Genomic DNA, 21,211 nt, shown 5'->3' on the forward strand with positions numbered 1-21,211 from the left:
TACCTTTCTTGCTTGAAGCTGCAGCGTTGTTGGCTGCGCTTAACCCACCAGCTTTTTGCTCATCGCCAACAGGGTTTTCACATCCTGCGGGCGGGTATCACCGGTGGCAGAATCAATAATGGAACTGTAGATATGCGGAATAATTCGCTTCACGCCGGCGGCCAATGCAATCTCAACGATCGGTTCGAAGTTTTCCAGATCGATGCCGCCCGTCGGCTCCAGCATAAAATCATGCTCGGCGCAGGCTTGAGCCACATACCGGTATTCTTCTTTACACGCCAACCCGCCCATCGGGAAATACTTGATGGAGCTGCCGCCCATATCTTTCAACATGGCGATGGCCGTCTCGACCGGTACGATGCCGTCTGGCGCGGCAGCGCTCAGCGGGCCGGTCGAGATCTTCACAAAGCCGACGCGACCGGTCGGAGAAACCAGCCCGTTCACCACGCTGTCGCTCTGGCCCAGCAGTGCACGGCTGGCGCCCACGCCGGTAAACACCTGATTGACGTGTTGCGGCTGAACGCGCTGGGCAATCAGGCTGACCATCGCGGATTGTTTGGGATCGCCCGCCCCCAGGCCCACCGACAGCGCATTCTCGATCAGTTGCGCATAGTGCTGCATATCCGCCACCGCGCTGTCGACGTCCGGATAGTTCTTGGAGAGAACCCCAACCAGCACATGCCCTTCCGCCGCCGCATAAATAGCTTGCGCATTGTCTTTAGAGCCGGCCAGTACGTTGAGGCACAGACGGTCGCGATAATAATTTGGCTGCAGCTTCATGCTTGTTTCTCCGTGAACAGATTTTTAATACAGGTAAAGACGGTCATCAGTTGCTGCTCGTCGACGCTACGCACATCCACTTCGATCTTGCCTTCATTGGCCTTATAACCCCGGAAGTAAATGGCAATTTCGCCGGTTTTCAGCGCCTGGACGATGTCGGTGGTAGAGCGCCCCAGTACCGCTTCGTCAAAGGTGATTTCAGCACGGGCGATATCGCGGCCGGCGCTGTCCCAGACGGTTTTGGCGCTGATGCCGGTCAGCGAGTTCAGGCTGGTGATAAACGGCGTCATTCGCGCCACCATTTGCTCACCGGTGGTTTTTTCCAGCTTCAGGTAGCTTTCAATCGCCTGCGTCAGGCCGAGAATGCCCTCTTTACCGACCTTCATCGCCCGGCCAATGCCACCGGATTGCAGCTTCACCCACTCAACGTATTGTCGCTTACCCACCACCAGGCCGCTGGTTGGGCCTTCGATGGCCTTGGCGCCGCTGTAGATCACCAGATCGGCCCCCATCTGGTAGTAGCACATCAGATCTTCTTCTGCGGCAGCATCGACGATCAGCGGCAGGTTGTGCTTACGCGCCACCACCACCGCCTGCTCGACGGAAAGAATGCTTTTCTGCACGCAGTGGTGCGACTTGATGTAGAGGATCGCCGCCGTTTGCGGCGTGATGCAGGCCTCTAGTTGCTCTGCAGAGCATTCGTTGGCATAACCCGCCTCAACCACCTTGCCGCCGCCGAGGGCAACCATGGTGTCGACCGGGGCACCAAAGTTCACGTTGTGACCGCGCGGCAACACAATCTCGCGCGGCACGGTGATCGGTGCCGAGTGCAGGTTCACCAGCAGGTTGGCGTTGTCTTTGACGATCACCGCCGCCACCGACTGGGCGATACCCGCCGAGGCGCAGGACACGATCACGGCATCTTCCACATTCAGCAGATCGGCGATGTAAGCGCCGGTCTTGTTAACCAGATCCTTGATTTCAAAATAGTGATTCAGGCCGTAGTCGACGGCGTCAATCACCTCCTGACGCGGGGTAGATACGCCAAGAATGGTCATACGGCCGGAAGTGTTAATCACTTGTTTTAAATTATATTTTTCATAAATCGAAGACATGATGAGCTTTCCCTTCGTCGGTTAATAGAATTTCACCGGCCACCACTGCAGCCAACGGAACCAACACCTGTTCGCCGCCGATCGATTGTCCTTCCGAGTCGGCAAATACCTGCGGCCCCTGGCGAAGATCGAACAGGGTGAAATCGGCGTCATAACCCGGCTCCAGCCGGCCTTTATGGGGCAGGTGCAGCGCCGAAGCGGCATTTTCCGTCACGCAGGCAATCACCTGTGGCAGCGACAGGCCGATGCTGAAGAACTTGGACATCACCGTCGCCAGACTGTGTACCGGCCCGGCCATGCGGTTGCGGCAGTAGATATCGGAACTGATGGTGTGCGGGAGAATACCCAGTCCGATCGCCTGGCGCGCCACGTCAAAGCTGAAACTGGCGGTACCGTGGCCCACGTCGAGCAGCACGCCGCGTTTCAGCGCCCGCTGGATAGACTCACGCAGCGTACCCGCCGGGGTCAGAATGCGGTTCGGCTTGCCGTTATAGCAGTGGGTAATGATGTCGCCGCGGGTCAGCAGATCGGCGATGTCATCCAGATTCGGCGGGTTATTGCCGATATGCACCATCAGCGGCAAACGGTTGTTTTCCTGCTGGATTTGCTTGGCGCGCACCAGCGGCACAATGCCGTTTTGACCCACCACGCTGCTGCTCATGCGCGCCTTGATGCCGATGATGAAACCGGGGTACGCATCGATGGATTTTTTCACCGTCGGCGGGTCGATATCCGCCAGATCGGCCAACTCATTTTGGCGTAACAGACCGATGCGCGAGATATTCAGGAAGGCGAACACGTTGGTTTTGGCGCGGCGCGTCAGGGCATAGAACTCGTCAACATCGTCGGTGCCGGTGCTGCCGGCGTCAACCACCGAGGTCACGCCGCTGGCTACGCCCACTAAATCCGGTTCGTCATGGTAAATCGGTGAAGAGGGATAGCAGTGCACGTGGGAGTCGATCCAGCCGGCGCTCAGGCGGCAATTGCCCGCCAGATCCAGCTGCCTGTGGGCGCTGATGTCATCGGTCAATTGCCCAACGTCGACAATCTTACCGTCCTGAACCGCCAGGTCGACCAGCCGGTCGTCCGCCAGTCTGGCGCGTCTAATTACTAAGTCATACATACTGCGCTACTCCTTTTCCAGCAGGGGGCGGCGCACCGCCCCCACTATCACACACACGGCTCTGGAACGGTGATTAAGCAATGGCGACAGGGAAAATGGCCCCTAACAGCATTGCACCAAGGATCGCCCCGCCAGTGATTGGCTTGCCCCAGATATAGAACAGCAGCGCGCCAAGCAGCGAACCTACGCCAATCGGAATGGATGCGGTCATCGCCGACAGGATGATCAATGGCCCCAGGAAGCGGCCGGAGGAGTTACCTGCCCCCATCATCACGTCTGCGCCGTAGGTGGAATTGCTCTGGTTGATGGTAAATTTACGCGCCAGAATGATCAGGTAGCCAATCGCCAGGCCAATCACCAGGCCGGTCACCAGCGAGGCGGCAAAGTTGGCGACAGGGAAGATAATCCCCGCGCCCAGCAGCAGCGCCGGAACGCCCAGCCCCACACCAGTCTGGATCGCGCCGCCGATGTCCAGAATGCCCACCAGCGAACCTTCAATGATGCGCGCAAACAGGAAGCTGGCGCCGAATGCCGCCACCGCGCCATAAACGCCGGTGTCCATCCCGGCGCGCAGCATGGAAACGAAGGCCACCTCGTTAAACGCGCCGATGCCATACAGGTAGTACATGTGCGTCCCGGCGAACACGCCGGACGAGAGCAGGCCAACAAAAATCGGGAATGACCAGTCGGCGTACCAGAAGCCTTTTTGGGTTTGTTCTTCCATCATCCCGCTCCTTATTTACCGCTCAGGGTGTTGTGAATAGTGTCCAGCCAACCCGGCACGCCGAGGCTGAAGGACTCGAGAACTTTCATGTCGAAGCCGCGGAAGAAACCGCTCAGCACGAACAGCAGCACGATCACCGCCATCATGATCTTGGTGATTTTGTTCCAGCCGCTCTCTTCCACCCCTTTACCGATCAGGATGCCCAGCACCAGACCCGGCACGGCGTTGCCCATGATCAGCTGCGCCAGGCCGCCGAAAATGGTGCCCCAGAAACCGGAGCGACGCCCGGCGTCGATCGCCGCCAGCCAGAAGATCACCGGCATCACGGTATTCACCAGCAGGTTGGCCGCCGGCACCAGCACTTTGATTGCCGTAACCTGCAATGCAGCGGGCACTGCGGAAGCGGTGGTATTGAGGAACGCCACCACCAGCATGCCGATAACGCCGCAGGCGATAGCCATTTTTTTCGGGTCATGCAGCGTTTGCGCCAGGTTGCGGTTCTTGACCATCAAGGCTGCCGCGCCCCAATGAGGGATGATGCGGTGGTCAACGTCCTGCGTGAAGGCCCCCGCCGCCACGGAAGACGCCCAGGCGTTGAAGAAGAAACCCAGGCCGAATGAGAAGTGGGAAGCCGGATCGCCTTCGCAGGAATTCAGCTCGCCCAAGGTGCGGAAGGCGCCCATGCCCTGCGTCGTCGGAGCATGGAACATGCGTGCGGCGCCGGCCCCTACGCCAACCCCCACCAGCCCGCCAATAATAAGCGACTTAAATAAGATGATTAAAAACATCAGTATACCCTTTGATTTATGCTAACGTTTTTATTTCGTGACGAAGACAACCTTTTCTGTATTAATCATTGTCACGTTCACGGTTATTTCCAGAGTCACGGTGTAGGTTTTTCTTTCTCGCGGTAAAAAGAAAAAGAGAAATTTCTCTTTTGTTATTTTCTCTTCCGCTTTTAATACGCTGACATCCTGCGGTTCAATGCGCAGCAGAATATTGCTGGTGGATTTTAATACCGTGCCCTGCACATTAGCCAAGGCGGAAGCAAAAGCTTTCGCTTTGCTGTCACCCTTGCCCTCCACCTTTACCGATGTGGTATAGTGTTCTTTCATTACGGGTTGCCATGTTTTTTGATGTAGGCTTCCACCAGTTTTTGGCCCAATTCTTCTTTATCCATAAAGCCAAAACCTAACACGGTGTAACCTTCGTTGATTGCCGTCACGCCTTCATCAATGGAGCGCATGCCGTATTTTGCTTTGTAGCCGTATTTGGTCTGCGCGGTAATGGCCCCGGCGCCGCCGCTGCCGCAGAAAGAAATTCCCAACTGCGCACCTTCCGCTTTCATTACGTCGCCCAGCTTCATATCCGCCGCTACGCCAGGGATAACGATGGCTTTTCCGCCTGCTGTTTCAATGCCTTGGCCGACTTTCTGGCCTTTGCCCAAACGATCGCCAATCACTACGGTAATTTGACCCATGGTATTTTCTCCTGATGATATGAATGCGTTAATCGCTATTGGTTATTGTCTTTTGCCACTTCAAAATGCACAGAAAGTAAATAAGCTTCTTCGATCGGCAGAGCCGGAAAATTATCGACAACTCGCTCAGCCATTTGCATCGATTCCTCTGAAATCTCATCAAAAAGCGATTTATCGACTTCCGGCAAAGGTTCACCGGTCATTGAGCGCAGCACCATGGCACGAATATGCGACTCCAGCATCTGTTGCTGTACTGCATTGGTATAAATGCTTTCTGCATTCAGCATGGCGGTAATATCGGCCAACACCTTATCGGTGATCGCCCCGGCCTCGCTGAGGTCAGACCGTTCATTTTTTTCTCTCGCAACAGATCCTTCATTCACTTTTCAATACCCCTGGTTCCAACATTATTCGTAAGTCGCAGAATGCATCACTTGAATATACCCTATGAATTTCAAGTTGCAGCCAGGCGGTCAGCTCGTGAGTCTTGTCAAACAGCCAACAACGTTGCAGCTTGAAAGGCGACGGGTATTTCCCGCTTTCTTTGATGCCTTACCCTAACCCCGGGGAGAATTTCTGTGTAGCCGCTTTTTTTCCAGTTTAAAGTGGAAATTCAATGATTGTCAGGGATCCATTTCGCAAAATAAGCGCTTTTAAGATAATTTAATGACATTACAAAAAGTTAATGCCACAAAGGGTTTCCAGTTCGCCCCGCCGCAGTGAAAAGCTTCGTGATCGGGATCTCTTTCTTTTCACCGCTTAACCGCCTACTATCGGTAAGACAATTCGACATCAGCAACGCCCCCGCTCCTCTGGCGCGGGGGCGTTGCTTTTGTGCTGTTTTTCCGAATTTATGGGCGCGAAAACGGGCGCCCTTTGATTTGACTGGAGAGTGGAATGACCAAACCAATCATTACTATTAATGAGCTGGATGCGGAACGCCTGGATGCGCTATTGGAACAACCGGCCTTTGCCAACACCGACGTCGCCATCGCGCTGAACGACGAACTGGATCGCGCCGAAATCCTGCCGCCGGCCCAGATCCCGGCCAACGTGGTGACCATGAACAGCCGCGTGCGTTTCCGCGATCTGCATACCGCAGAAGAGCACGTGCGCACGCTGGTGTACCCGGCCTCGCTGAAGGACAGCCACGAGCAGCTGTCAGTGATGGCCCCACTGGGCGCAGCGCTGCTGGGCATGCATGTAGGCAACCAGATTACCTGGCAGTTGCCGAACGGCGAAGAAGCGCGGATCGAAGTGCTGGAACTGCTGTACCAGCCGGAAGCGGCAGGTGAATACCACCGCTAAGCGGTAATTCAGGGCGGTGAACATGCCGCCCTTTCTGAGCCTTACAGGCTGATGGCGATCAGTACCACCACCAGCAGCAACACGTAAACTCTGGCGTGCAGCTTGTCATTAACCTTCGGCAACGCCCTTTTGGCAAAGACGATCCCCGCAATGCCGGCCGCCACCAGCAGCCCAAGAATGGTCAGGTTTACGTAGCCGAGATAGTGCGGCCCGCTCATTTCCTGCCAGCCCAAACCGATATACATCAGTGCGCCGATGACAGCGACCGGAATCGACAAGGGATTGGCCGCGCTGACGCAGTGCTTCATTTCATAGCCATGCCGACGCAATAAAGGCACCGTCATCACGCTGCCTCCCACGCCGAGCATAGTGGCGATCACCCCAATCAGCGGGCCACCGACCCACAACGTCATCTTTGACAGCGCCGCGCGCGCCGGTTTGACCAAAAAACCCTGCCTGAACAGACAATCCGCAATCGTCACCAGCATATAAATTACGAACAGCAGCCTGACCACATTGTCCGCCAGCAGCGTGGAGGCAAAAGCGCCCAGTGCGGCGCCAATACTGATGAAAAAGATCAGCGGGATGATGGTTTCACGCAGCAGGTTGCCGCTACGCCAGTTGGTTAGGGTGGCGTAACCCGAATTGAGGATCATCACCGCCGTCGAGGTCGCTACGGCGATATGCATCGCCTGGCCCGGCTGTTCGCCTGAGGAAGACACCAGGTGATAGACAAAGGGCACCACCACAAAGCCGCCGCCAAAGCCGAACAAGATGGTGGTGATGCCGGTAATAAAACCGGCACCGAGAATAATCAACGTTTCAAACATGGCCATGCGCCCGGATGAAATCGTCGAAACCGGCAGAGAACTGGCCGGCAAGTGGATGGAACTCGTCGCCGACAAACAGCGCCAGATAATGCCGGCGAATGGCATCATGATCGATAAGCTCAATCCCGGCTTCCGCCGCCTGCGCCAGAGTCAGCGCATCAGGAAATCCCCAATAGCGGTAATTACCCTGCCGCTCGACAATAAGCGACTTACGTTCGCCTGCGCGCATTAGCTGCCCCGCTAAAAAGGCACCGGACCGCATGCCCGCCAGCATCATGTTTTCCAAAAACGACAGCTCATAGCGCAATTCGACCGGCAAGCGGGCAAGCACCGGCCCGGCATCCCAGTGTTCATCCATCTCGTGCAACGTTAACGCGCCGTTTTTCTCGCCGTTCATCATGGCGCGAAACAGCGTCATCACGCCACGGTAATGCGGCAAGTCGCCCGGATGCAGATTCCACAGCAGCTTGCCTCGCTGGCTGAAGGCCCGGACGTAATCCGCGGAAAATTTCTGGTAGCAGCGCAAAGAAATCACCGCGTCCATATTACCCAGACTGCTGATAAAAGTGACGTCATTGATGTCTGCAATACGGTGCGCCGTGACGCCTGCGCCGGCCAGGAAAACCTGCGGCGGCTGGTACGCGCCCTCGCAGGCATCGGCATTTCCGCTGACAAAGGGGAAAACGAAGTCATTCAGCACTTCACGTTCATACAGGGCAAGCTGGCGAACTTCAGGCTCCTGCATCCGGCCGGTGGCTTTCGCCAGTGGAAAATAAACCCTAAAGGTGCATTCCTTGTTTAAGGCGCTAATAACATCCTGACAGGCCAGCCAGGAAAAAATATCGTTGCCAACAAATAGCGCTACGTTTTTCATGCTTCCGCCTTATTTCCATTAAATATGCTGTTATTGAAAACTATTTTGCTGATATCCCGGGTAATGGATTCCATCGCGGAAGTATAAAAAAGGTCGCCTTTGGCAGGAGCGCCAAGGGAATAAAGATCCTGCTCGTTACCTTTTTCATCCGATACTTTCAACGTAAATGGATTGCATTTTACGCCACCGAAGATATTTTCCTGCACCAGGCCGCCCTGAAGCAGGTTTTTATTTAATCGACTTAACTTCAGCTGGTATGAGGGCGTGGTGCAATTAAGTAAATATTGGCTGTGCACCTCCACATTGTGGCAGAGAGTTTTAAATCCCCGGCCCTCTTTTTCTATATTTACCACCCCACCAAAGGCGCGCAGACGTTGACTCTCTAGCGCCGTAATCATTTTATAGGCATTTTTTAATGGCATGGCGTGCCGATTGCGCATCCAGGAAGAGTTATAGAAGCGCATGAAGATCTGTCGGTTATGTTCATCCATTTTTACCCAAGCTTCACATACGGTCGGGTGAATCGCCGCCAGATAGCTACAGATATGCTCACGGGCAAAGCGCGCCCGATCCAGGCTTTCGGCCAGGTCGCGATAGCAATCCCTGGCCGCGCCCATTGCAGACAGCACCGTTAGCCGTTCCTGCCCTGGGTAATATTCTTCAAGCGCCGCGTTAATCACCTGAACCCATTGGTGCGCATCAATATAGTTGTTGTCGGCGACAAAACGGCTCAGCCGCTGCCTGAATTCTGGCGGTGGCGCGCGCATCAACGCAGGCTGCACGCTGGGGAAAAGCCCGGAACGCGACAGGGCGGAAATATTGCTCGCCCCCACCCGCTCAATCAGCTCAATAATGGCGTCGATCGCCGTCAGGCTACAGCCAATCACGCCGACTGCCGATGCAGGATTGATGGCGGGCAGATCCCGATTGGCCTGATAGGCAATCACCCCGTCAACCGGGTAGAGGCTCGCCGGCTCGTTATGCCCCGAGCACAGCACTACCGCATTCATCTGTTCCGCGGCCCCGCAGGCCGTTGTCAGCAGATATCCTCCAGGGTGCGAACCTACCTCCTCAACTTCCGCGGTCACGAAATTCAGCGTGACGTTGCTGGCAGCCGCCATAAACACCGCCCTGTCGCGAATAAAATCGAGATACTCTTTATAAAGCCAGCGGGGTGGATAACGGTCTTTACTGTATCGCCGAAAATGCGTCGTGATCCAATCGGAAAAATGTGCGCTGTCAAAAATATCCGCCGACATATTCTCTGGCGCCATATTTAAAATATGGCTGTCAAAATCGCTGCTGTAGGCCATACCGCCATTGAACCCCTGCTTGTCAAACACCTTCAGGGAAAGAGGCTTAGTGCAATTATTAACAGACTTATTCTTGATAAAATTATAAGCGAAAGAAATACCTGCCGCCCCACCGCCAATCACACCGATCTTATACATGAAATATCACCTTATAGTTACAGCATTAAAAGAAGAACTATTGCTTCAGGTGTTGGAATAGAATAATTCCTTATTAACTTCTTGTATGATGCAGACGAGATAACCCGCCCGGCCCCGGCGTTTAAATTAAAAAGGGGGTAATCAACAATAAAAATACTTCGCCACCAAGGCAGCGTTATTTTTCTGCCCTGATAGTAGAGCTATGACCAGTGGCTTGCTTTATATGAAAGGCCAACTATCATTGCATTTCGGCCAAACTGCTCCGATAAGGATTATGCGCAACGTACGCATTGATGACATCGACCACGTGCCAAGGTCGGTGATTGCCATCGGCACCGACTACCCGTCGGGTCATTTACTGCCCATGCACAGCCACCGCCGTGCTCAGTTGCTCTATGGCGCCACCGGCGTCATGCACGTATTTACCCACCAGGGGAACTGGATTGTGCCGCCGCAGCGGGCGGTGTGGCTGCCGCCGCAGATGCCGCATGAAGTGAGAATGGTCGGCGTCACCACCCGCAGCCTGTACATTGAACCGGCCGCACTGCTGGCCTCTCAGTCGCAGGTTTGTCAGGTGGTCAGCGTTACGCCGCTGATGCGCCAACTCTTGATGGCGGCGGTGGATATGCCGCTGGAGTACGATCCGGACGGCCGCGACGGCGCGCTGGTTTTCCTGCTGCTTCACGAGCTTGCCCAACTGCAATCCCTGCCGCTGCACATCCCCCTTCCCGCCGATCGGCGGCTGGGTGAGCTGTGCCAGCTGTTCCTGCTTCAGCCCAACGCGCACGATTCGCCGCAGGAATGGGCCACGCGCCTGTACATGAGCATCCGCACCTTCAGCCGATTCTTTCGCGCACAAACGGGGATGTCATTTTCACAATGGCGACAACGGGCCTGCGTAGTACTGGCGCTGGCTCAGTTGGCGGAAGGCAGCAGCGTAACGCAGGTCGCTCTGGAGTTGGGGTATGAGAGCAGCGCGGCTTTTGCCACCATGTTTCGCCGCGTGTTGGGACAGGCGCCGTCCTGCTATCTGGGATCGGAACGGCGCGAAAAGGCTTAGCGGAACTTCTTGTGGTTAACGTCGCGGGTCTGCTTGAATCCCTGGGCGATCTGCTTGGCCTCAGCCAGCTTGCCTTGATTGGCCAGCGCCAGCGATTGGTCTATCTGGCCGATAAGCTGGTCCAGCCCATGCTGAAAATCTTTTATCTCCGGGCTGTCGGCCGCTTTATCCTCCAGCTTCGGCGGCGTGGATTGCTTCGCATCCAGCGCGGCGGCGCGCATGTTCTGCAGGCTCTGCTTCAGAGTGTCCGTTGAGTCCGTGCTCAGCACCGTTTTGTAATTGCCGGCGATGGTGTCCATATCATCAGCCAGATCGGCTGCGACCGCCAATGAACTGGCTCCCAGCAGCGCCAGCGCCATCAATGCTTTCAGTTTGTTCGACATGCTTACTCACCTTCCAGTTATTATTTTATCTACCCGTCGCCTTTCAAGCGGCAGCGTTGTTGGCCGCCACTCGACATTCATAGGGTATAAGCTTTTGTTCAACCTAAACATAGGCAAAGGCACTGAAAACCGGAACAAGAGATTTGTAAGCAAGGTTATAACGGGGGAAAGGGGAGAGGCTGGCAACCGGAGCGGCCAGCCTTGACCGGTATTACTGGCCGGCGATTTTCATGTCCGGCAGCAGTACGGAACCGCACTGGATATTGCTGCGGGTTTCGATATCGCTGCCCACGCTGACGATGTTGCGCAGCATGTCTTTCAGGTTACCGGCAATGGTGATCTCGCTGACCGGGTACTGGATCTCGCCATTTTCCACCCAGAAACCGGCGGCGCCGCGCGAGTAGTCGCCGGTGATGCCGCTAACGCCCTGGCCCATCAACTCGGTGACCACCAGACCGGTACCCAATTGCTTCAACATACCGGCAAAGTCATGGCCCTGCCCGGCAATGCGCCAGTTGTGGATACCGCCGGCATGGCCGGTGCTGTGCATGCCCAGCTTGCGCGCCGCGTAACTGGTCAGCAACCAGGTTTGCAGCACGCCGTCTTTGACAATGTCACGCCGCTGGGTACGCACGCCTTCGCTGTCGAACGGCGTGGAAGCCAGCCCTTTCAGCAGGTGCGGGTGCTCTTCGATGGTCAGCCAGTCCGGCAGGATCTGCTTGCCCAGCGAGTCCAGCAGGAAGGTGGATTTACGGTAAACGCTGCTGCCGCTGATGGCGCCAACCAGGTGCCCGAACAGACCGGTCGCCACTTCAGAAGCGAACAGCACCGGGGCGGTCATGGTTGACAGCTTGCGCGGCGCCAGGCGCGACAAGGTGCGACGGGCGCACTCTTCCCCCACCCATTCAGGGCTTGCCAAATCGCCCATGGCGCGGCCAATGGTATAGGCGTAGTCACGCTCCATGTCGCCATTGTGTTCGGCGATCACGCAGCTCGACAGCGAATGGCGGCTTGAACAGTAGCTTTGCAACATGCCGTGGCTGTTGCCGAATACCTTGATGCCGTAGTGGCTGTTAAAGCTGCCGCCTTCGGTATTGGTGATGCGTTTGTCCGCCGCCAGCGATGCCTGCTCGGCGCGGGCAGCCAGCTCGATGCCTCGCTCCGCGTCCAGCTCCGCCGGGTGGAACAGATCCAAATCCGGCGCCTCAAACGCCAGCAGGTCTTTTTCCGCCGGGCCGGCGTTCGGATCCGCAGAAGTATACCGGGCGATATCCAGCGCAGCCTGCACGGTGCGGGCAATGGCGTCCGGGCTGAGATCGGTTGAAGAAGCGCTGCCTTTACGCTGCTGGTGATACACGGTAATGCCCAACGCGCCATCGCTGTTGAACTCGACGTTTTCCACCTCGCCAAAGCGGGTGCTGACGCTGATACCGGTAGATTTGGTTACGGCAACTTCTGCCGCATCGGAACCGGCGCGCGCCAGTTCCAGAGCCTGTGAAACGGCCTGTTCCAGCGCCTTGCGCTGTTCTGCAACTTGAGTGACTACTTTCATCAATCTGCCATAATTAATCAGAAAATCGTTGAGAAAAGTGCCGTGGCGGCGTGGTTGCGCGCGGAGTCACGCGCAAAAATCATGTGATTTATGCTTTTGAGTCTAACAGGAACCGCGTGGAATTTCGCATAAAGCCGGCAACCTGTTAGGATTAGCCTCTTTTTATCGGAGCCTACCATGAACAAACAGCCTGAAGACTGGCTCGACGATGTCCCGGAGAACAAAGACGAGGACGATGACGAGATTATCTGGGTCAGTAAAAGTGAAATTAAACGTGATGCCGAAGCACTAAAAGACCTGGGGGCCGAGCTGGTCGAACTGGGTAAGAACGCGCTGGAACGCATCCCGCTGGACGAAGATTTGCGCGCCGCCATTGAACTGGCGCAGAAGATCAAGAAAGAAGGCCGCCGCCGTCAGTTGCAACTGATTGGCAAGATGCTGCGCGCCCGCGACGTAGAGCCGATTCAAACCGCGCTCGACAAGCTGAAGAACCGCCACAACCAGCAGGTTTCGCTGTTCCACAAGCTGGAAGCGCTGCGTGACCGTTTGGTGGAAGAAGGCGATGACGCGATCCCGTCTATCCTGGCCCTGTACCCGGAAGCCGATCGCCAGCAATTGCGCGCACTGGTGCGTAACGCGCAGAAAGAGAAGGCCGCTAACAAGCCGCCGAAAGCCTACCGTCAAATCTTCCAGTACCTGCGCGATCTGGCCGAGACCGCCGAATGATCGTCGCCGTCACCATGGGATGAACCCGTTTCATCCCCGGTGATGTGCAGGTTCACCGCTGCTTTCACGAATATTGAAACGCAGGCTGCCTTCCAGCTCTTCCTCCGCCTCTTCAAACAGCAGGATAATCGCGCCGAAGCGGCGTTTGCTACGGGCATCGAGATGGGTAAACTCAATCTCGACCGGTAACCCGATATCGACGGTCACCACGTCCCACAGCGCGTCCAGATTGGCGCCGAACGCTTCGTCGAGCGCAAACTTATGCGCAAAATCGCGATAGAACGCCGGCAAATCGTGGATCTGATTAAAATCGAACTCTACTTTTGCCATCAAACTCACTCCACCCGAATGAAGTTTTTATAATGGTCACGCGTGACAAAAATCAGGCCGTCGCTGGAATACAACAGGCGATCGGCCCCGCGCCGGCCGCATTGATAATTAATGTCCGCCTCGCGCCATACCCGGCTGCGGGCGGTGGGCAGTTGCCCTTCACGGTTTGAGAAACGATCGCCGCCAATCGCTTTGCCCGGCAAAACCGAACACAGGTTGCCGTTGCGCGCATCCCACCCCTGCTCACGCGCCTGCTTTTTGGTGATGTAATAGTCCGGCAGCCGCTGATGCTGCTGCAGGTAGCTCACCACCCTTTTTTGCTGCGTCAGTTGGTCAATGCTCTGGCCTTCGGCCACCGCAGGCACGTTGGCAATCACCCGATCGTTACCGCGCAAAGCGCTAAAACCGGCTATCACAACGGCGATGACGATCGCCACGAGGATCCGCTTGTTCATTACTGTCCCTGACTGAGTGCCGACAGGGGTACATCAGTACCCATGCCCGTTGGATTTATAGATGAAAAAAATGAATCAGAGATGACCGGCAGGTAACATTTTCACTTCAGGGAACCCATGCCTCAACAATCCGCATCACCCATTCATGCTTATCATGCCATTTTCCCGTATGCCTGACACTCAGTGCAACTCCGAAACAAGGCCATATCAGGCAAGTATAGCCCCGGATAGCGGCATCAGGGGCCCTTAGCGCATCAGTCGATCAACGCATGGCGATAGCGGTGCAACATGTCGGCCAGGCGTTTTACCGGACCGGTGACGCTGAGCGGTGCCTGATAGTCCACCAGCTTCTGCTGATAGTCGTTCATCTCGCTCAGCAGCCGATCGTAATAGTAGGCACGTTTCACGTCATTCTTGGCCGAAACCACGTGGTCGGCAGTATTGCGGATCTGCTTATGGAAGGCCGAAAGCTCCTCGCTGGCCGGAATTTCCGCCCGCTGCATGCGCTGGTGAGCGATGATCAGGTTCAGCGCCAGCCGGTACTTGGCGATGTCGTTCGGGAACATCATCAACAGTTGATTAAGCTGCTGATAAAGCGCCGGCAGATGATTCTGCCGACGGCGCGACGCCTTGGTGGTCAGCGCCGAGACCGCGCTGCCGACAAACTGGTTCAGCAGCGTGCGGCCGGTGCGTTCACGCGAGTTGTCACGGATCAAGAGCAGCACCATCAACCCCACACAGCTGCCGAGGAACTGGCCGAGCGCGCCATCGAGGAACTGGGTGACGTTAAAGGTCATCGGGTTGCTCAACACCAGAATATTGATGGTCCCCGCCAGCAGGCCGAGCGAACCCAGCCGCCGTTTTTGCACCTCGATGCCGATGAAAAACGCCAGCAGACCCAGGCTGAGGCACAGCAATAAAATACTCTGCTGGGTCGCCGGCAGGATCACCATAAAGAACAGCGAACCGACCGGGATCGCCGCCAGCATGCCCAGCACAAAGTCCATCGCCACCATGCGCGGTGCCGGGGTGCGCATCGCCAGCGACGTAATCACCGCAATGATCACCATAAAACCGCTGCCGGAAGTCCAGCCGGTCCACAGCCACAACAGGCTGCCAAACGCCGTCGCCACAAAGGTGCGCAGGCCGTTAATCATGGCGTGATGCCCTTCCGCTGAGGTCGGTTTGACCACCACTTCACTGCTCAGCACGTCTTCTTCCACTGCGCTGATGCTGCTGTTGGTATGCACGCCTTTGGCCAACAGCAGGTAACGCGTGGCCGCGCCGACCCAACTGGTGATAGTCAGCAGCGTCTCGTCGGTGCGGTTGGTGGTCAGCACCTGGCGCAGCAGCTTCATGCGCTTGTGGATCTCCTGCGGCGTTTCCGCCGGCACCATCAGCAGTTCGCGGATATTGTCCTTCACCGCATCCGGGTGATTCAGCAGGATAAGATAGGTCTCGCAAGCCTGAGTAATCAGCGTCAGCGACAGAGTATGCAGCGCCCGAACGCGCCGGTTGACCTTCTGCCAGCGCGATGACTCCATCATCAGGTTGCTGCGCATGCCGTTCAGCGCGGTAGTGCTTTTGACCAGATTGCTCCAGGCGCGGTCAATGTCTTCTTTCTCGGCGTTACTGACGCACATCTGCATCAGCAGATACTGATCCACCAGCAGCTTGTCTACCGCCCGGTCGATATCCAGTTTGATCGAACGTGGCGAGAACAACAGGTCCGCCAGCACCGCGCTGACGATCCCCAGCACAATCTCGCTGCAACGTTCAATGGCGAACTGCGGCGCCTCTAGCAGATGGGCTTCGCTGGTAGCGACAGTGACGATGATGATCAGCGCGGTATAGCCGGCAAGCCCCCAGGCGTAGGAGTTTTCAACCTTGATCAGCGAAGAGATCCAGGTGCAAAACCCGGCCCACATGCAGCACAGCAGCAACATCACCACCGGCGCACGCGCGGTGGTGACGATAATTACCAGACCGACGAAACAGCCGATAAAAGTACCGATGATGCGCAACCAGCCGCGGTGGCGAATGGCACCGGAGAATGGCTCGCCGCCCGCCGCAAAGGCCGGGCCGGCGGCCACGATGGCGGCGGTCATCGCCGACCACCGCGGGGTTTCCAAATTGAGATGAAAACCGACAAACAGGGCAAACACAATCGCGAAGCTGAGCTTGAAAGCAAATCTCAGCCGAATAAACGTTGGGCTATTCATTAGCCAAACTCACGTAGCCGATGCATCAAACGAACAAAAGGCGAGCCGCTGTCGGCCTTGCGATCGTTCTTGCCGGTGATCACCACGGTCGCGGTGGTACCGGCCGGGTACGGATGCAACTGGTCTTTGTCGTCCAGCAGAATTTTAACCGGCACGCGCTGCGCCAGGCGCACCCACTCCAGGTTGCTGTCGATAGACGCCAACCCTTTGCTGTTCACGGTGCTGCTGCTGTTGTTAACGGCGGCGGCCACGCTATCGACGGTGCCGTGCATGATGCGGTTGCTGCCCAGCGGGGTGATTTCTACGCGGTCGCCCTTGTTCAGACCATTCAGCTTGGTTTCTTCCAGATAGGCCAGAATGTAGAAAGTGTTTTTCTTCACCAGTGCCACAGCAACCGAGCCGCGGGTAATGTATTCACCGCTGTGGACGTTCAGGTTGGTGACCCAGCCGTCGGCCGGCGCACGCACCGTGGTGCGCTCCAGATCCAGCTGCGCCAACTCGCGGGTCGCCACGGCTTTCGCCAACTGATGCTGCACGGTTTGCAGCACGTTGTTCGCCTGGTCGATCTCTTCTTGCGACATCGCCTGTACGCCCAAACGCACGCGACGGCCGGCTTCACGTTTTTTCTCCGCCGCCAGCGTCTGATAATAGGCAACGTCGGCGCTGGCTTCCGCCAAGGCCTGCTCATAGCGCGGCCGGTCGATAACGAATAGCACCTGCCCTTTTTTCACCAGTTGGTTATCCACCACCGGCACGTCGGTCAGCAGGCCGGTGACGTCCGGCGCTATCGCCACTACGTCGGCGGTAAACTTGGCGTCACGCGTCCAGGGGGATTCGGTGTAAAACACCCAGGCTTTGAATATGGCGACGATCGCTAACAGGACCAGAAACAAAGTGATCGCGATTCGAACTATTTTTATTGAGAAATTTTTCACAGCGACCTCAAACGAAAAGACGTGAAATCAGATAGAACAGACAGCAATACAGCGCAGTATTAAACAGCGCCGGATGCCAGACAAAATCGTAAATCCCGGTGGGTTGCAGCAGGCGGCGCAGCAAGAAAAACAGCGCCAGCGATACCAGCAACTCAAAAAATACCGGGGGAAACGACAGTCCGAAGATGACCATAACCGGAAGCAAACTCATCCATTTTTCCTTATTGTTCACTGCACCGGGCGTTACCCTTTCTTCTCATTCACATTCTCTTTACATGTTAGCTGACGCGCACCACAAATTTCGGCCCAGACAGGTCAGGAACCTGAAAAAAGGATAAACTCAGGGGCATACATCCGCGATAGGGATTGCGAGGATATCGGAGGGATCGGCCAAAGCTGCTCTGCCGACCGCACTCACGCGTTGGTAAGGTCTTTCCACCCGACCGGTTTATATTAGCGTGCTTACTATCAACCTATCAACAATCTGTGATCTAAATCACTTTTAAGCCAGAGTGAATAATGGAAAGACTAAAACGGATGTCGGTGTTCGCAAAAGTCGTTGAATGCGGGTCGTTTACGGCGGCTGCGCGCCAGCTTGATATGAGCGTTTCGTCTATCAGCCAGACCGTCTCCAAACTGGAGAATGAGCTGCAGGTCAAGCTGCTCAACCGCAGCACGCGCCGCATTGGCCTGACGGAAGCCGGGAAAATTTACTATCAGGGCTGCCGCCGCATGCTGCAGGAAGTGAGCGAGGTGCACGAGCAGCTGTACGCGTTTAACAATACGCCGACCGGCACGCTGCGTATCGGCAGTTCGTCCACCATGGCGCAAAACGTGCTGGCGACCATGACCGCCGATATGCTGAAGGAATATCCCGGCCTGACGGTGAACCTGGTGACCGGTATTCCGGCGCCGGATCTGATTGCCGATGGGCTGGATGTGGTGATCCGCACCGGCGCGCTGCAAGATTCCAGCCTGTTCTCCAAACGCCTCGGTTCAATGCCGATGGTGATATGCGCCGCGAAAAATTACCTCAGCCAGCACGGCACGCCGCAGAAGCCCAGCGACATGGTCAACTTTTCCTGGCTGGAATACAGCGTGCGGCCGGACAGCGAATTCGAACTGATAGCCCCCGAAGGCATCACCACACGCATCTCGCCGCAAGGGCGCTTTGTCACCAACGATTCGCAAACCATGATCCGCTGGCTGAAAGCCGGGGCAGGCATCGCCTATGCACCGCTGATGTGGGTGATCGAAGAGATCAAACGCGGTGAGATCGAGATCCTGTTCAAAAGCTATCACTCGGATCCTCGCCCGGTATACGCCCTGTACACCGAGAAAGACAAGCTGCCGCTTAAGGTGCAGGTGTGCATCGACTACCTGACGGAGTACTTCAAGCGCGTGGCGGAAGTCTATCAGGGCTACCGCTGATCAGAAAACGGCGCGCCAGGGCACCAAGCAGCAACAGCGCCAGCATGCCCAGCCCCCAGATTAACCAAACGGCGTAGCCCGCCCAGGTGAGCAACTGCGGGAAAGAGCCGGCCAACCAACGCCCCAGCTCCTGCAGCATCGGTAACCAGCCCTCTACCAGCGTCTGCGGCACCAGGCTGAGCAAGCCGGTAAACTGGGGTGCCAACTGCGCCGAGCCGTTTTCCGCCAAGCCCACCAGTGCAGGTAACCAACCCAGCACGCCGGAGACGCCCCAGGCCAGCAGCGTCCATAACCCCATTGCCGCCAGCACGGCTGCCAGCGCCCATCCGTTCTTTGTCATGATCTCCCCTTTCTGTGTTGCACTAAGCAGCAATGTAAACCATGGACTCCACTCCAGGGTAAAGCGCCGGCGCGGGGATTTACGTTTAATTACACCGCAACATTGGCAATGCTTTGATGCGATTAACAAAAGCACCATTGGCATTACTCCGCTCTGCACCGCTGCGCTATGCTGCGGGCACCTCTCCTCTGCATCAGGAATAAAAATGAAAAAAATCATACTGGATTGCGACCCTGGGCATGACGATGCGATCGCCATGTTGCTGGCCTGGGGCAACCCGCAGATCGAACTGCTGGCGGTCACCACCGTGGTCGGCAACCAGACGCTGGATAAAGTCACCCGCAACGCACTGGCCGTTGCGCGTATCGCCAATATTACCGGCGTCCCCTTTGCCGCCGGCTGCCCGCGCCCGCTGGTGCGGCAGATTGAGGTAGCACCCGATATTCACGGTGAGTCTGGCCTTGATGGTCCGGCGCTGCCGGAGCCGACCCTGACGCTGGAGCCGCGCCATGCGGTGGACTTGATCATCGATACGCTGATGGCGCATCCGCCAGGCAGCGTGACGCTGGTGCCGACCGGCGGCCTGACCAACATTGCCATGGCGGTGCGCAAAGAACCGCGTATCGCCGAGCGGGTAAAGGAAGTGGTGCTGATGGGCGGCGGCTATCACGTGGGTAACTGGAGCGCGGTGGCGGAATTCAATATCAAGATCGACCCTGAAGCGGCGCACATCGTGTTTAATGAAAAGTGGCCGCTGACCATGGTCGGGCTGGACCTGACCCATCAGGCGCTCGCCACGCCGGAGGTGTGCGAACGCATTGCCGCCATCGGTACCGGGCCGGCGAAATTCGTCGGCGAGCTGCTCGCGTTCTTCGGCAAGATGTACCAACAGGCGCAGGGCTTTAGCGCACCACCGGTACATGATCCTTGCGCGGTGGCCTACGTAATCGACCCTGAAGTGATGACGGTGCGTAAGGTGCCGGTGGATATCGAACTGACCGGCACCCTAACGCTGGGCATGACCGTGGCCGATTTTCGCGCCCCGCCGCCGCCGGATTGCCACACGCAGGTCGCGGTAACGCTGGATCAAGACAGGTTCTGGGATTTGGTGGTGGATGCGCTGGAGAGGATTGGGGAAGTGCGGGTTTAGAGTGCAGGGCTTGCATGACGGCTACCGCCACAACGGCGGCAGGCCCAACCTGCCGCCGCAACTCACCCTCACCGGCCAATGGCTGGAACCTCTGGGATTCACCACCGGACAGAAGATCCAAGTGATCACCGAGCCGGGCCAGCTGATCATCCGTATTGCACCAGTCACGGGGGGTACAGCATGAATATCAACTTTACCCCTGAACCGAACCCCGAGCTGACTCTCGCAGGTGCTGAGCTGGCCGAACTGGGTTTTAGTATCGGTGAGCCGTTGCAACTCACCCTGCGGCCAGACGGGCTGTGGATAACCGTCGTCACCGATGCGGCTATCTGAGAGGCCGCCTGTGAGGCTAGTCAACATAGGCAAGATTTGGGAGCGGATTGGGTACGGCAGAACGGCGAGCTGGTGATTGGCGGCGACTGGCTTACCGAGTCTGGCATTACCGAGGCGGAACAACTGGAGATCACCGCCGCACCCGGTGTTATCCGGTTACGGCGGCGGGAAGAAGGAGGATTTAGGGCTCAATCCCCCCCCCGGCCAAGGCTGGGGGGAGTACATTAGTTCAGAAGATCCGTTGATACATTGCCAGTCTCGAAGAATTCCTTAAAGATCCTGACAACAAGATCAAAGTCTTTTGTTACCTGCCTTGCTGACCAATAATCTCCTAGGATTAAAATCTTTTCCTCTGGCAAGCTTTTATCCCAGTAAGAACGTACCTCATAGTCATCTTCTGTTGTTTCCCCCAACATCAGTAGATAATTACCTTTTTCAGTTCTAACTTGTAACATTTCAGGGCCTGTATTATCAGTATTTACCCGATCAAGTGTTAATGTCCCAGCCTCATCCTTAAGCCATTTTAATAGAAGCGATATATCTTCCCATTGGGAAGTTTTTTTATTTCCTCCCTTGCCATTCAATGTCCAGCTAGATAAAAAAATCATA

The 21,211-nt window shown here is 56.4% G+C and carries 26 protein-coding genes and 1 pseudogene; 7 read left to right on the forward strand and 20 right to left on the reverse strand.

What is annotated here, in order from left to right; genetic code table 11:
• Positions 1-39: 39 nt before the first annotated feature.
• The 8 genes from SERAS12_RS22370 to SERAS12_RS22405 all read right to left on the reverse strand — a co-directional run bounded on the left by SERAS12_RS22370 (position 40) and on the right by SERAS12_RS22405 (position 5,605).
• Positions 40-780, reverse strand: coding sequence for a KDGP aldolase family protein (locus tag SERAS12_RS22370; RefSeq protein ID WP_004948565.1), 741 nt, complete (start codon positions 778-780; stop codon positions 40-42).
• Positions 777-1,895, reverse strand: a complete 1,119-nt coding sequence (locus tag SERAS12_RS22375; protein ID WP_013814685.1) for a DgaE family pyridoxal phosphate-dependent ammonia lyase — start codon at positions 1,893-1,895, stop codon at positions 777-779. Before SERAS12_RS22375 ends, SERAS12_RS22370 begins: the two co-directional genes overlap by 4 nt.
• Positions 1,879-3,018: an amidohydrolase/deacetylase family metallohydrolase gene (locus SERAS12_RS22380; RefSeq protein ID WP_013814686.1), complete on the reverse strand. Its 1,140-nt coding sequence runs from the start codon at positions 3,016-3,018 to the stop codon at positions 1,879-1,881. The genes SERAS12_RS22375 and SERAS12_RS22380 overlap by 17 nt, the downstream gene beginning before the upstream one ends.
• 73 nt (positions 3,019-3,091) lie before the next feature.
• A complete protein-coding gene (locus SERAS12_RS22385) occupies positions 3,092-3,742 on the reverse strand; it encodes a DUF4310 family protein (protein WP_006317116.1) in 651 nt (216 codons plus the stop codon).
• Between the two features lie 11 nt (positions 3,743-3,753).
• Positions 3,754-4,530: a DUF4311 domain-containing protein gene (locus SERAS12_RS22390; protein WP_006317117.1), complete on the reverse strand. Its 777-nt coding sequence runs from the start codon at positions 4,528-4,530 to the stop codon at positions 3,754-3,756.
• 30 nt (positions 4,531-4,560) lie between these two features.
• Positions 4,561-4,857 carry a DUF4312 family protein gene (locus SERAS12_RS22395; protein WP_004948579.1) on the reverse strand — a complete coding sequence of 99 codons (297 nt, stop codon included), beginning with the start codon at positions 4,855-4,857 and terminating at the stop codon, positions 4,561-4,563.
• The gene (locus SERAS12_RS22400; protein WP_013814687.1) at positions 4,857-5,222 is read right to left on the reverse strand and encodes an SFCGS family glycine-rich protein; all 366 of its coding nucleotides are present in this window, start codon (positions 5,220-5,222) and stop codon (positions 4,857-4,859) included. Before SERAS12_RS22400 ends, SERAS12_RS22395 begins: the two co-directional genes overlap by 1 nt.
• 35 nt (positions 5,223-5,257) lie before the next feature.
• Positions 5,258-5,605, reverse strand: a complete 348-nt coding sequence (locus SERAS12_RS22405; protein ID WP_013814688.1) for a glycine dehydrogenase — start codon at positions 5,603-5,605, stop codon at positions 5,258-5,260.
• Between the two features lie 514 nt (positions 5,606-6,119).
• Here SERAS12_RS22405 and rnk point away from each other — a divergent pair.
• The gene (gene rnk, locus SERAS12_RS22410; protein WP_013814689.1) at positions 6,120-6,530 is read left to right on the forward strand and encodes a nucleoside diphosphate kinase regulator; all 411 of its coding nucleotides are present in this window, start codon (positions 6,120-6,122) and stop codon (positions 6,528-6,530) included.
• Between the two features lie 41 nt (positions 6,531-6,571).
• Here rnk and SERAS12_RS22415 read toward each other — a convergent pair whose 3' ends face one another.
• From SERAS12_RS22415 to SERAS12_RS22425, 3 genes are read right to left on the reverse strand one after another with little or no spacing between them, the layout of a single operon-like run.
• A complete protein-coding gene (locus tag SERAS12_RS22415) occupies positions 6,572-7,360 on the reverse strand; it encodes a sulfite exporter TauE/SafE family protein (protein WP_013814690.1) in 789 nt (262 codons plus the stop codon).
• Positions 7,353-8,234, reverse strand: a complete 882-nt coding sequence (locus SERAS12_RS22420) for a formyltransferase family protein (RefSeq protein ID WP_013814691.1) — start codon at positions 8,232-8,234, stop codon at positions 7,353-7,355. Before SERAS12_RS22420 ends, SERAS12_RS22415 begins: the two co-directional genes overlap by 8 nt.
• The gene (locus tag SERAS12_RS22425; RefSeq protein WP_013814692.1) at positions 8,231-9,685 is read right to left on the reverse strand and encodes an FAD/NAD(P)-binding protein; all 1,455 of its coding nucleotides are present in this window, start codon (positions 9,683-9,685) and stop codon (positions 8,231-8,233) included. Before SERAS12_RS22425 ends, SERAS12_RS22420 begins: the two co-directional genes overlap by 4 nt.
• A gap of 274 nt (positions 9,686-9,959) precedes the next feature.
• On the opposite strand from SERAS12_RS22425, the gene SERAS12_RS22430 reads away from it, so the two are divergent.
• A complete protein-coding gene (locus SERAS12_RS22430; protein WP_041416426.1) occupies positions 9,960-10,745 on the forward strand; it encodes a helix-turn-helix domain-containing protein in 786 nt (261 codons plus the stop codon).
• Here the strand turns inward: SERAS12_RS22430 and cybC are convergent.
• The gene (cybC, locus tag SERAS12_RS22435; protein WP_013814694.1) at positions 10,742-11,128 is read right to left on the reverse strand and encodes a cytochrome b562; all 387 of its coding nucleotides are present in this window, start codon (positions 11,126-11,128) and stop codon (positions 10,742-10,744) included. The genes SERAS12_RS22430 and cybC overlap by 4 nt on opposite strands.
• A gap of 211 nt (positions 11,129-11,339) precedes the next feature.
• Positions 11,340-12,680, reverse strand: a complete 1,341-nt coding sequence (gene pmbA, locus SERAS12_RS22440) for a metalloprotease PmbA (RefSeq protein ID WP_013814695.1) — start codon at positions 12,678-12,680, stop codon at positions 11,340-11,342.
• A gap of 177 nt (positions 12,681-12,857) precedes the next feature.
• Here pmbA and yjgA point away from each other — a divergent pair, with 177 nt between their 5' ends.
• Positions 12,858-13,406, forward strand: a complete 549-nt coding sequence (yjgA, locus tag SERAS12_RS22445) for a ribosome biogenesis factor YjgA (RefSeq protein WP_013814696.1) — start codon at positions 12,858-12,860, stop codon at positions 13,404-13,406.
• 30 nt (positions 13,407-13,436) lie between these two features.
• Here yjgA and SERAS12_RS22450 read toward each other — a convergent pair whose 3' ends face one another.
• The 5 genes from SERAS12_RS22450 to aaeX all read right to left on the reverse strand — a co-directional run bounded on the left by SERAS12_RS22450 (position 13,437) and on the right by aaeX (position 17,559).
• Positions 13,437-13,736, reverse strand: a complete 300-nt coding sequence (locus SERAS12_RS22450; RefSeq protein WP_004948609.1) for a barstar family protein — start codon at positions 13,734-13,736, stop codon at positions 13,437-13,439.
• A 5-nt stretch (positions 13,737-13,741) separates the two neighbouring features.
• Positions 13,742-14,191 carry a ribonuclease gene (locus SERAS12_RS22455; protein ID WP_004948611.1) on the reverse strand — a complete coding sequence of 150 codons (450 nt, stop codon included), beginning with the start codon at positions 14,189-14,191 and terminating at the stop codon, positions 13,742-13,744.
• Between the two features lie 254 nt (positions 14,192-14,445).
• Positions 14,446-16,413 carry a p-hydroxybenzoic acid efflux pump subunit AaeB gene (gene aaeB, locus SERAS12_RS22460; RefSeq protein ID WP_013814697.1) on the reverse strand — a complete coding sequence of 656 codons (1,968 nt, stop codon included), beginning with the start codon at positions 16,411-16,413 and terminating at the stop codon, positions 14,446-14,448.
• Positions 16,413-17,348: a p-hydroxybenzoic acid efflux pump subunit AaeA gene (gene aaeA, locus SERAS12_RS22465; protein WP_004948614.1), complete on the reverse strand. Its 936-nt coding sequence runs from the start codon at positions 17,346-17,348 to the stop codon at positions 16,413-16,415. The genes aaeB and aaeA overlap by 1 nt, the downstream gene beginning before the upstream one ends.
• A gap of 7 nt (positions 17,349-17,355) precedes the next feature.
• Positions 17,356-17,559, reverse strand: a complete 204-nt coding sequence (aaeX, locus tag SERAS12_RS22470; protein WP_004948617.1) for a p-hydroxybenzoic acid efflux pump operon protein AaeX — start codon at positions 17,557-17,559, stop codon at positions 17,356-17,358.
• 308 nt (positions 17,560-17,867) lie between these two features.
• On the opposite strand from aaeX, the gene aaeR reads away from it, so the two are divergent.
• Positions 17,868-18,779, forward strand: a complete 912-nt coding sequence (aaeR, locus tag SERAS12_RS22475; RefSeq protein WP_013814698.1) for an HTH-type transcriptional activator AaeR — start codon at positions 17,868-17,870, stop codon at positions 18,777-18,779.
• Here the strand turns inward: aaeR and SERAS12_RS22480 are convergent.
• On the reverse strand, positions 18,742-19,119 hold the full coding sequence (locus tag SERAS12_RS22480) for a hypothetical protein (RefSeq protein ID WP_041416430.1): 378 nt from the start codon (positions 19,117-19,119) through the stop codon (positions 18,742-18,744). The genes aaeR and SERAS12_RS22480 overlap by 38 nt on opposite strands.
• Before the next feature lie 205 nt (positions 19,120-19,324).
• On the opposite strand from SERAS12_RS22480, the gene SERAS12_RS22485 reads away from it, so the two are divergent.
• The 3 genes and pseudogenes from SERAS12_RS22485 to SERAS12_RS26760 all read left to right on the forward strand — a co-directional run bounded on the left by SERAS12_RS22485 (position 19,325) and on the right by SERAS12_RS26760 (position 20,830).
• A complete protein-coding gene (locus SERAS12_RS22485; protein WP_013814700.1) occupies positions 19,325-20,269 on the forward strand; it encodes a nucleoside hydrolase in 945 nt (314 codons plus the stop codon).
• Complete coding sequence (locus tag SERAS12_RS22490) at positions 20,235-20,453, forward strand: SymE family type I addiction module toxin (protein ID WP_013814701.1); 219 nt, start codon at positions 20,235-20,237, stop codon at positions 20,451-20,453. Before SERAS12_RS22485 ends, SERAS12_RS22490 begins: the two co-directional genes overlap by 35 nt.
• Positions 20,450-20,830: pseudogene (locus SERAS12_RS26760) on the forward strand (hypothetical protein). Before SERAS12_RS22490 ends, SERAS12_RS26760 begins: the two are co-directional and overlap by 4 nt.
• Here the strand turns inward: SERAS12_RS26760 and SERAS12_RS22495 are convergent.
• Positions 20,827-21,210, reverse strand: a complete 384-nt coding sequence (locus tag SERAS12_RS22495) for a hypothetical protein (protein ID WP_013814703.1) — start codon at positions 21,208-21,210, stop codon at positions 20,827-20,829. The pseudogene SERAS12_RS26760 and the gene SERAS12_RS22495 sit on opposite strands and share 4 nt — an antisense overlap.
• Position 21,211: the final 1 nt, after the last annotated feature.

It is taken from the genome of Serratia sp. AS12 (genome assembly GCF_000214195.1).
Taxonomy (GTDB): domain Bacteria; phylum Pseudomonadota; class Gammaproteobacteria; order Enterobacterales; family Enterobacteriaceae; genus Serratia; species Serratia plymuthica.

Bases quoted from the DNA above. Each gene is read 5' to 3' on its own strand.
- SERAS12_RS22370 (WP_004948565.1), bottom strand. From the start codon at position 780: ATGAAGCTGCAGCCAAATTATTATCGCGACCGTCTGTGCCTCAACGTA.
- SERAS12_RS22375 (WP_013814685.1), bottom strand. From the start codon at position 1,895: ATGTCTTCGATTTATGAAAAATATAATTTAAAACAAGTGATTAACACT.
- SERAS12_RS22380 (WP_013814686.1), bottom strand. From the start codon at position 3,018: ATGTATGACTTAGTAATTAGACGCGCCAGACTGGCGGACGACCGGCTG.
- SERAS12_RS22385 (WP_006317116.1), bottom strand. From the start codon at position 3,742: ATGGAAGAACAAACCCAAAAAGGCTTCTGGTACGCCGACTGGTCATTC.
- SERAS12_RS22390 (WP_006317117.1), bottom strand. From the start codon at position 4,530: ATGTTTTTAATCATCTTATTTAAGTCGCTTATTATTGGCGGGCTGGTG.
- SERAS12_RS22395 (WP_004948579.1), bottom strand. From the start codon at position 4,857: ATGAAAGAACACTATACCACATCGGTAAAGGTGGAGGGCAAGGGTGAC.
- SERAS12_RS22400 (WP_013814687.1), bottom strand. From the start codon at position 5,222: ATGGGTCAAATTACCGTAGTGATTGGCGATCGTTTGGGCAAAGGCCAG.
- rnk (WP_013814689.1), top strand. From the start codon at position 6,120: ATGACCAAACCAATCATTACTATTAATGAGCTGGATGCGGAACGCCTG.
- SERAS12_RS22415 (WP_013814690.1), bottom strand. From the start codon at position 7,360: ATGTTTGAAACGTTGATTATTCTCGGTGCCGGTTTTATTACCGGCATC.
- SERAS12_RS22420 (WP_013814691.1), bottom strand. From the start codon at position 8,234: ATGAAAAACGTAGCGCTATTTGTTGGCAACGATATTTTTTCCTGGCTG.
- SERAS12_RS22425 (WP_013814692.1), bottom strand. From the start codon at position 9,685: ATGTATAAGATCGGTGTGATTGGCGGTGGGGCGGCAGGTATTTCTTTC.
- SERAS12_RS22430 (WP_041416426.1), top strand. From the start codon at position 9,960: ATGCGCAACGTACGCATTGATGACATCGACCACGTGCCAAGGTCGGTG.
- cybC (WP_013814694.1), bottom strand. From the start codon at position 11,128: ATGTCGAACAAACTGAAAGCATTGATGGCGCTGGCGCTGCTGGGAGCC.
- pmbA (WP_013814695.1), bottom strand. From the start codon at position 12,680: ATGAAAGTAGTCACTCAAGTTGCAGAACAGCGCAAGGCGCTGGAACAG.
- yjgA (WP_013814696.1), top strand. From the start codon at position 12,858: ATGAACAAACAGCCTGAAGACTGGCTCGACGATGTCCCGGAGAACAAA.
- SERAS12_RS22450 (WP_004948609.1), bottom strand. From the start codon at position 13,736: ATGGCAAAAGTAGAGTTCGATTTTAATCAGATCCACGATTTGCCGGCG.
- SERAS12_RS22455 (WP_004948611.1), bottom strand. From the start codon at position 14,191: ATGAACAAGCGGATCCTCGTGGCGATCGTCATCGCCGTTGTGATAGCC.
- aaeB (WP_013814697.1), bottom strand. From the start codon at position 16,413: ATGAATAGCCCAACGTTTATTCGGCTGAGATTTGCTTTCAAGCTCAGC.
- aaeX (WP_004948617.1), bottom strand. From the start codon at position 17,559: ATGAGTTTGCTTCCGGTTATGGTCATCTTCGGACTGTCGTTTCCCCCG.
- aaeR (WP_013814698.1), top strand. From the start codon at position 17,868: ATGGAAAGACTAAAACGGATGTCGGTGTTCGCAAAAGTCGTTGAATGC.
- SERAS12_RS22480 (WP_041416430.1), bottom strand. From the start codon at position 19,119: ATGACAAAGAACGGATGGGCGCTGGCAGCCGTGCTGGCGGCAATGGGG.
- SERAS12_RS22485 (WP_013814700.1), top strand. From the start codon at position 19,325: ATGAAAAAAATCATACTGGATTGCGACCCTGGGCATGACGATGCGATC.
- SERAS12_RS22490 (WP_013814701.1), top strand. From the start codon at position 20,235: ATGCGCTGGAGAGGATTGGGGAAGTGCGGGTTTAGAGTGCAGGGCTTG.
- SERAS12_RS22495 (WP_013814703.1), bottom strand. From the start codon at position 21,210: ATGATTTTTTTATCTAGCTGGACATTGAATGGCAAGGGAGGAAATAAA.